Raw genomic sequence first — 8682 nt, 5'->3', positions numbered from 1 at the left:
AATTATAAGTAAATATACGAAATTATGTGTAATTACGGATATTCATATTCTGTTTTAACTGTATTTTAAATCAACAACCTCCATCGATAATTAACAATCTGAAATTTGAATTATTAAGTATAAATCTTGACTTTTGCAAAATGGATAAAAGAATATTTCCTCTGGCATTAGGAGGATTAGGAATTGGGACTACAGAGTTTGTCATCATGGGACTGTTGCCTGATGTTGCAAAATCATTGAAAATCTCGATTCCTGAGGCAGGCCACCTGATTTCTTCTTACGCCTTGGGAGTAGTTGTAGGCGCACCAATTCTTGTGGGTTATGCAGCAAAATTCCCCCCGAAAAAAATTCTTATTTTTCTGATGCTCGCCTTTACCGTTTTCAATGGGTTATCGGCACTGGTGAATAATTATTATGCCATGATGGCGGCAAGATTTTTCTCAGGCCTGCCTCATGGGGCATTTTTTGGTGTAGGTACCGTGGTGGCTACCCGTTTGGCGAAACCGGGTAAGCAGGCACGCAGTATAGCATTGATGTTCACCGGGCTTACTTTGGCTAATCTTGCGATGGTCCCTTTTGTAACATGGCTGGGGCATCTTTTATCCTGGCGATATGCCTTTGGTGTCGTTGCGCTTATAGGGCTTTTGACCATGTTGTTTATCCAGTTATTTCTTCCGGAGATGAACAGTCTAAGGACCACAACTTTGAAAAAAGAACTTGAATTTTTCAAAACGGCTAAAGCCTGGCATATTATCGCTATTACTGCCATAGGTTTCGGAGGCTTGTTTGCCTGGTTCAGCTATATTACACCGCTGATGACCGAAGTTTCAAAGTTTGATACCAGTTTTATCGCATATATTATGGTCCTTGCAGGTGCCGGTATGGTGGTGGGTAATTTTTTAGGAGGTATTATGGCAGACAGGATGAGGCCGGCTTTGGCTGCAGGCATACTTCTGTTTGCAATGGTGATGGCACTGATTCTTGTTTTCTTTTTCTCAGAATATAAAGCCGCATCTTTGATTCTCACATTTCTTTGTGGTGCATTGTCTATGGCTGTAGGAACACCTGTTAATATTATGATGCTGCGTTCGGCAAAAAATTCGGAGATGATGGCTGCTGCATTTATGCAGGCGGCTTTCAACGTGGGGAATTCTTTAGGTGCATTCTTCGGAGGGCTGCCGCTGGAATTTGGTTTTTCCTACAATTATCCGTCACTTGTAGGTGCTGCAATGGCTGGTTTGGGCTTTTTGATGTGCCTTACCTTTATCAAAAAATATAATCCGGTTAAGTAAGTAGATGTTAGAATGCAGATGTCAGATATTAGAGTTAAAGTATTTAAATCCTGATTAAAGGTTGTTGGGTTTCTGTATTGTTCGGAACGTCAGGCTGATTCTCGGTTTTATAATTCTGGTAGTAGTTGGCAGGCGGTGCAGCCAAAATTTTTGGGTGCAGCCTTTCATCATCAGCAAACTGCCGTTTTCAAGGACTAATGATACCAGTTCTTTGGTTGTTTTATGTTTGAAATGAAATTTCCGATCAGCTCCAAAACTTACAGAACTGATGGCTGCATTATCCTTTAAATCCTTTTCGCCATCGCTGTGATAGGCCATTCCCTCGGAGCCGTTATGGTAGAGGTTGAGTAGGCAGGAGTTAAAGGTCTCGCCACTGGTTTGCTCTATAGCCGTTTTTATTTCCAAAAGTGTATCGGTCCAGGATAGTGCGGTTTTTGTTCTGCCGGAGTAGGTATAGGAAAAAGATTCATCGCCATACCATGCTACTTTTCTTTTGGTTTCTATCAACTTGCCAAAAATCACAGCCTCATCACTTTTCCATTCTATTTCAGATAATAGTTTTTGGAAATAAAGGTCAGCGATTTCTTTCGGAAATATCTTCCCATAATAGGTTGTAATGCCATCGTAAGGCAGGATATTCTCAATGATTTCCGGTGTGTTTTCAAATAGATTCATTGATCAAAAGTATTAATTATTTCGATTAATTTCGAGAGTTTGCTGATTGCTGCCAATTTTATATTGTGGAGAGCAAAAACAATTATAATATTCTCGCTAATGAGACAGATTTTGCAAGTTTAAATTTCAACCTCTGCGTAATCGGAACAAACTGCGAGAACTAAAAATAAGCAGGAATCCTTTTAATAAAGAATATTTGGTGATATGAAAATATCTTATAACCTCTAAAAAATTATCTTACTGTCTGCGAAATGTTATATTCAAGATTAATTTGTTAATTAGGTTTTTGATTTTCAATTAATTAAATTTGATTATTGACAGTTTTAGCAGCTTTAACCTTCAAAAAAGCCTGTCAGATGACATAACCGCCTAATTATTCTTATTTTTGCAAAAATTCAGTCGAGATTATGAAGCCAAGTTTAGCTAAAGGAACCAGAGATTTTACTGCCAAAGAAGTTTCCCGTAGGAAGTATATTATTAATACATTACAGAATAATTTTGAATTGTTTGGTTTTCAGCCGTTGGAAACCCCAAGCTTCGAAAATCTCTCTACACTTACCGGCAAATATGGTGAAGAAGGCGACCGCCTGATCTTTAAAATCCTGAATTCTGGTGATTACGCTGCCAAAACCAATGAAACGGACTGGACAGAGAAAAATTCCCAAAAGTTAATTGCTCAGATCTCTGAAAAAGCCTTGCGCTATGACCTTACGGTTCCTTTTGCACGATTTGTTGCTATGAATCAGGGGCAGCTGGCTTTTCCTTATAAGCGTTATCAGATTCAGCCGGTTTGGCGCGCAGACCGTCCTCAGAAAGGGCGTTTCCGCGAGTTTTACCAGTGTGATGCTGATGTGGTGGGAAGCACCAGCCTTTGGCAGGAAGTGGAGCTTTTGCAGTTATACTTTAAGTCATTCCGGGATCTTGGTTTATCAGTTTCAGTTCATATCAATAATAGAAAAATCCTTTCCGGGCTGGCAGATTATGCCGGTATTGGAGATCAGCTGATCGATTTTACGGTGGCATTGGATAAGTTGGACAAAATTGGTAAAGATGGTGTGGTAAAAGAGATGCTGGAAAAGGGTATATCAGAAACTGCCGTTGCCAAATTAGATTTTCTTTTTAGCCAGACCAATGATCCTTTGGAAAATTTGCTTAATCTTAAAGAAAAATTTGTAAACAATGAGACAGGCCTGAAAGGTGTTGAGGAGCTGGAGTTTGTTATTACTAATGCGCTTAATCTGGGTGTAGATGCGCAGAATCTGATTTTTGACATTACCCTGGCAAGAGGCCTTGATTATTATACCGGTGCCATTTTTGAAGTGAAAGCAGACGAAGTCGCAATGGGATCAATCGGCGGCGGTGGGCGCTACGACAATCTTACAGAAGTTTTTGGGGTGAAAGATGTTCCCGGAATTGGGATTTCTTTTGGGTTGGACAGGATTTATCTGGTGATGGAAGAACTGAATATATTTCCCGAAGAGTCCGAGGCCACGGTCCAATATCTGTTTGCCAACTATGGTGAGTCTGAATCTGTAGAAGCCCTGAAACTGATTGCTGCCCTAAGGGATAAGAATATCTCTGCAGAACTGTATCCAGATGCATCCAAACTCAAGAAACAGTTTGCTTATGCAGAGAAAAAAGGTATAGAAAATATTGTATTCATGGGGCAGGAGGAGATCAATACACAGTCTGTCACGGTTAAGGATCTGAAATCCGGTGAGCAAAAAACGCTTAAAATCGAGGACTTTATCGCTTAGCTTAGTTATCCGGCAATAAGCCTGGGACATCTTTTAAACTTTCGTTGTCTGCCTTGTTCTCAAGCTGTTTTTTTCTTTTCCTTATAAAATCAGTAGGGCGTATACCATTGATCTCGTAGAAAAGATCAGAAAAATTTTGTCTGGAGGCAATGCCGCATTCTTTGGCCAGCGATTCTATCGTGTAGTTGAGATAAATGCGTTTCTCGTACAGCAGATAGGTGATGTTTCTGATTCTAAGGTTGGTGACATATTTGTTGAAAGTCATTCCACGGTATTCCTTGATGACCTGTGACAGGTAGATGGAATTGGTTTCCAGCTGTGCTGCAAGTTTTTGGATAGTGAGCCCTTTTTGATTAAAATCCTTGTTTTCTTCAAACTTTTTGAGTTTTTCCAAAAGGATTTTTTTAAGTGTCTCGGCTACGTGGACGGTTTTTCTGTCCTGGATATTATCATTAGAAAACCTGTTCTCCAGGATATAATCCTGATTCTGCAGTTTTTTTTGTAGCAGGGCATATTTTTGTAAAATAATCTTCTCTTTCTGATACTTTTTATAGAGAATTACAGCTAAAAAAACAGTGCTCAAAAGCAGCAGAATGATAAAGAAAATACCCCAGCTGTTGGCTTTTTCCAGCTTGCCTTTCTCATCCAGCAATGTCGTCGTATCATACTCTCTGTGGACTTTTGGCGAGAGATATGCAAAATCCTGCGAAATAAGGCTGTCTGCTTTTAAAAGTTGTGTGGTGTAAAAAAGTTGGTTTTTAGCATCATTTTTATCTTTGTAATAATTAATCAGAAGTTCATAATTTTCCCTGATTTCGGGCAGTATAAAATTGCTTTTTTCAAAAATGGAATCTATTTTTTTAAAATTAGTAATGGCTAAGTGTTCATTTCCCAAAGCCAGATGACTTTTACCAATGTATAAAAAATCAACAGCTGCCCACGCAAAGTCATTTTTCATGAGGCTTAGCGACTGTTGCAGATAATTGATAGCCGCCTGGTAATTATTATTATGATACTCCAGCAGGCCTTTGCATTTTAGGAAATAGCTTCTTTCCTGAACAAAATCCCTGTTGTTAAAGGTTTGCCTGAGCCCGATGTTAATCAGAGAATCGGCTTTTTCATAATTACCTTTGTTCCTGTAACAGATGATGATCTGGTGAAGGCTGTTGAGATAACCCTTTCTGTTGTTGAAAATTTGGAACTGGTGTAAATTTTTATTTTTACTTTCGGATTCGAAGAAAGCAATACTGGGTTTAAATAGTTCAAGAGCTTCATCATAATAGCCCAAATAGTTTTTAACAACCCCAAGATGGTAAGCTATTTTATATTTCAGGTAAAGATCGCCGGTATTTTTTGAGTACTTATAGGCCATCAGGTACTCATCCAATGCCGCTTTGTAACTTCTCATTTTGGCATAATAGACACTTCCCTTAAGCACATATGCTGTTGCAACCCGGTCATCACTTCCGGATTTGTAAGCCGCATCCAGGCAGCTGTCGGCATAAGTTATTTTTCTGCTGTTAGATTTTGAATAGAAAACAGCATCCCTGTATGCCTGGAAAAGTTCAGGATATTTTTTTTCTTTTTTAGCTTTTTGAATATAAGGATTGATAAATGCAAATGCGGAAATGTCATTTTCAGCATAGTTCTCATAATTTTTTCTGATTCCATCATACGACAATTTTGCCTTGTCTTTTCCAAAAACAAAAACAAATGGTATAAAAAAGAGAAAAGAGTAGATGTACTTCATAATAATTAATGAATGTAACAATCATTTGTCAATACAAAAATACACAAATAAGCCAAATAGCTGTTAAATATATAATTAAAAACTAATATGGGTAAAATGTCTGTAATATCTAACCATATTGCTGTAAGTCAGTATTTTACTGATGTGCTAATTTGCAAATAAGGACGTCTCAATTTCTAAATAGCGACGAGTTGGCATTTTTATTTTCATTTTTAGGATCTATCTTCGTCACAGAATCAACAGATAATATTACAAATAAAATTATGAAAACAATTCTTAGCATTTTAGCCATAGCTTTGATATCATCTGGTTTTGTATCGTGCAGGCAGGATGATGTAGCATCTGATTTTGAAATAGTAAAAACAGAAAATCTGAAACTTGTCGCAAAAAATAATAATACTTCCCAAAATCCAGCTGCGCCAACTAATGATGGTGTAAAAAAAGAGGTGGATCCCGATCCGCCAGTTAAAGACGGCACTAGCTGGTAAAAGAACTTTCCTAAAATAAACATTCATTATCTGCACTTAGCCTTGCTTCAGTCATCGATTGGAGCGGGCTTTTTTAAGAGATGATGAATAAAGGACTAACAGTCTGATCATATAAACCATGAAAATCTCATATCTCTTTCTGAGATCATCCCATCAGTTTTCTTTTAATTGGGTAATTGCCGATGTTTTTGCATCGGTTTTTTTATGAAGTTTTATTTGGAAAATAGCGTATAACCAATCTATTTTATAACAGGATTATTGAAAACTTTGGCTATTTTTGCAGCTAATCCCAATTATTATGACTCCCGGACAATTTAATAACCTCAAGATTTCTGAAAAAATATCATCTGGCTTTATCCTTCAGGATCCTGAAGGCGAAAAAGCTTTTATCCAGAAAGTATTTGCAGATGATACCTGGGAAATTGGGAGTGAGGTCAGCGTTTTTGTTTATCAGGAAGATGGTGGCTACAAAGCAACTACAGAGCACCCAAATGCCCTGACAGGAGAGTTTGCAGTAATGACCAGTGTACAGAGTTTGCCCAGTGGTGCGTTTATGGATTGGGGGATTATCAAAGACCTGTTTGTGCCATATAAGCAGCAAAAATCTAAAATTGTAGAGGCTAAACGCTATCTTATCTATGTTTATATTGATGAAGCAACAGGGCTGATCACCGGAACCACAAAGTTTAAGCGTAATCCGCAATATGACAATTTGCCTTTTGAGAAAGGTGATAAGGTTGATCTTATTCTTATGAATGAATCAGAATTGGGCTGGAATGTTGTTATCAACAAAAAATATATCGGGCTGATCTATGCATCAGACGTTTACAAAAAATTATATCCCTTGTCTGAGGAAACCGGCTATATAAAGGCCATACGCGAAGACGGGAAAATTGATATCACCCTGCAACCGGAAGGTTACGAAAATATCGATGAGTTTAAGCAGAAAATCATTGATAAGCTAAACGATAATTACGGACTGCTATATCTGTCTGATAAATCTTCTCCGGAAGAGATTAGGGAGGAATTGCAGATGAGCAAAAAGAACTTCAAAAAAGCAATTGGAGGCCTTTACAAAGATAAAATTATTGATCTTGTAGATGACAGAATCAAGCTGCTCTAATGTTGCACAGGCATTTTCTTTTCAGCAATTAGGGGATTTTTAACCATTGGTTGGAATTGTTTTTGTTTATCAGAGAGAAAATAATTGATGAAAAAAATATTACTGAGCGGTGCAACCGGAATGGTTGGCAGAAAACTTTCCCGTAAGCTGTACGAACGTGGTTATCAGGTAGAGGTTTTGGTCCGTCACAAAAAAGAAAAAACAGATTTCAAATCTTATCTTTGGGATTATAAAGCGCGTTTTTTGGAGGCTGATGCACTGGACAATACTTATATCTTCATCCATCTCGCCGGTGCTACAATTAGCAAACGGTGGACAGATTCTTATAAAAAAGAGATTTACAGCAGCAGAGTAGACTCTGCGCAATTCATTTTTGATGAGATGAAAAATCACCAGATCCATCCGGAGGCTTTTATCTCTGCTTCAGCAAGTGGTTATTACGGCCAGGTAACATCAGAACATATCTTTACTGAAACTGACAAGCCGGGCAAAGATTTTTTGGGAACCGTATGCGAAGCGTGGGAAAAAAAAGCCTTTCAGTTTAAGGAGCTTGGGAGCAGAGTCGTCTGTATCAGGACAGCCACAGTACTTAGTGGTAAAGGCGGCGCTTTGGAAACGCTTCGTAAGCCGATCGATATGGGACTTGGAGCGCCGTTGGGTACAGGTAAGCAATATTTCCCATGGATTCATGAAGATGATTTGGTTAATATCTACCTAAAAGCTGTTGAGGACGCAAGCATGGAAGGTTCTTATAATGCTTCTGCACCGGAATATATCAATAATGAGGTTTTTACAAAGAAATTGGCTGCGCATCTCGGCAAAACTATTTTTCTGCCAAACATTCCTCAATTGTTTATAAAAGCAATTTTGGGAGAGATGTCTTTACTGGCTCTGCAGGGCAGTCGGCTCTCAAGTGAAAAAATTGAAAAGGCAGGATTTAATTTTGCTTATAAAACTTTAGATTCGGCATTAGCAGATGTGCTGTGATTTTGGATATCGAAAAACAAATGATATATTGAAAACTTAAAAATATAAATAAAGATTAAGACGAATATATTATTACCTTTAATAATAATAAATAGAGGTTATAAGTTATTTTCATGTCCCAAATATTCTTTATTAAAAGGATTTCGGACTATTTTTTTCTCGCAGATTATTTCGATTATGCTGATGCTAAATTTAAAATCTGTAAAATTGCCTTATCTGCGAGAATATTACATTTTTAGGTATGAAATTAAGTTATGACATCAATCCTGTCCTAAATAAAATTTATCATACATTATTTAGACTATTTCATTGTGTTTATCCATTGAAATTTGCCAATTTTTAAAATAGAACCCCCTGCTGGAATTTTGGTGGTGGTTCTATGTGCTCCTCGAAGGGTTTATCTAGCCATTTTTGCAAGTCGATTTTAACAAAGAGATTCAGTCGTATAAAAGCTACCAAATTGGATAAGTACCAGTCGAATTTTGATTGCGCCTTCAAAGCCTTAAGGATGAGAATGGTAATCAAGGCAGTCCAAATTTGTATCATCACCGCATTTTCTGAAGTTCCGATAAAAGATTTTATATGAAGTAATTGTTTAATGTCCCGAAAA

7 protein-coding genes and 1 pseudogene are annotated in these 8682 nt (G+C 37.6%); 5 read left to right on the top strand and 3 right to left on the bottom strand.

Translation table 11 applies throughout. From position 1 onward, the window contains the following. Positions 1-140 precede the first annotated feature (140 nt). Positions 141-1292 (top strand): MFS transporter, encoded by a 1152-nt coding sequence (locus B0B05_RS15635; protein ID WP_076784515.1) that lies wholly within the window; start codon positions 141-143, stop codon positions 1290-1292. A 54-nt stretch (positions 1293-1346) separates the two neighbouring features. Here B0B05_RS15635 and B0B05_RS15630 read toward each other — a convergent pair whose 3' ends face one another. Then, positions 1347-1967: an alpha-ketoglutarate-dependent dioxygenase AlkB family protein gene (locus B0B05_RS15630; protein WP_076784514.1), complete on the bottom strand. Its 621-nt coding sequence runs from the start codon at positions 1965-1967 to the stop codon at positions 1347-1349. A gap of 407 nt (positions 1968-2374) precedes the next feature. On the opposite strand from B0B05_RS15630, the gene hisS reads away from it, so the two are divergent. After that, complete coding sequence (gene hisS, locus B0B05_RS15625; protein ID WP_076784513.1) at positions 2375-3724, top strand: histidine--tRNA ligase; 1350 nt, start codon at positions 2375-2377, stop codon at positions 3722-3724. Between the two features lies 1 nt (position 3725). On the opposite strand, the gene B0B05_RS15620 is transcribed toward hisS, so the two are convergent. Beyond that, on the bottom strand, positions 3726-5495 hold the full coding sequence (locus tag B0B05_RS15620; RefSeq protein WP_245799373.1) for a helix-turn-helix domain-containing protein: 1770 nt from the start codon (positions 5493-5495) through the stop codon (positions 3726-3728). A gap of 242 nt (positions 5496-5737) precedes the next feature. Here B0B05_RS15620 and B0B05_RS15615 point away from each other — a divergent pair, with 242 nt between their 5' ends. The 3 genes from B0B05_RS15615 (at position 5738) to B0B05_RS15605 (ending at position 8072) form a co-directional block, all read left to right on the top strand. Further along, positions 5738-5962 (top strand): hypothetical protein, encoded by a 225-nt coding sequence (locus B0B05_RS15615; protein WP_143746058.1) that lies wholly within the window; start codon positions 5738-5740, stop codon positions 5960-5962. 298 nt (positions 5963-6260) lie between these two features. Further along, on the top strand, positions 6261-7085 hold the full coding sequence (locus tag B0B05_RS15610) for a CvfB family protein (protein WP_076784510.1): 825 nt from the start codon (positions 6261-6263) through the stop codon (positions 7083-7085). A gap of 87 nt (positions 7086-7172) precedes the next feature. Next, entirely contained in the window at positions 7173-8072 is a 900-nt protein-coding gene (locus tag B0B05_RS15605) for a TIGR01777 family oxidoreductase (protein WP_076784509.1), read from the top strand. Positions 8073-8411: 339 nt separating this feature from the next. On the opposite strand, the pseudogene B0B05_RS15600 reads toward B0B05_RS15605, so the two are convergent. Continuing rightward, positions 8412-8682 (bottom strand): annotated as a pseudogene (locus tag B0B05_RS15600) (IS4 family transposase); the annotation flags it as partial.

Source organism: Epilithonimonas bovis DSM 19482 (assembly GCF_900108115.1).
GTDB classification, from domain to species: domain Bacteria; phylum Bacteroidota; class Bacteroidia; order Flavobacteriales; family Weeksellaceae; genus Epilithonimonas; species Epilithonimonas bovis.
Note: the sequence above shows the minus strand (reverse complement) of the source record. Positions and strands in the feature narration are given on the sequence as shown.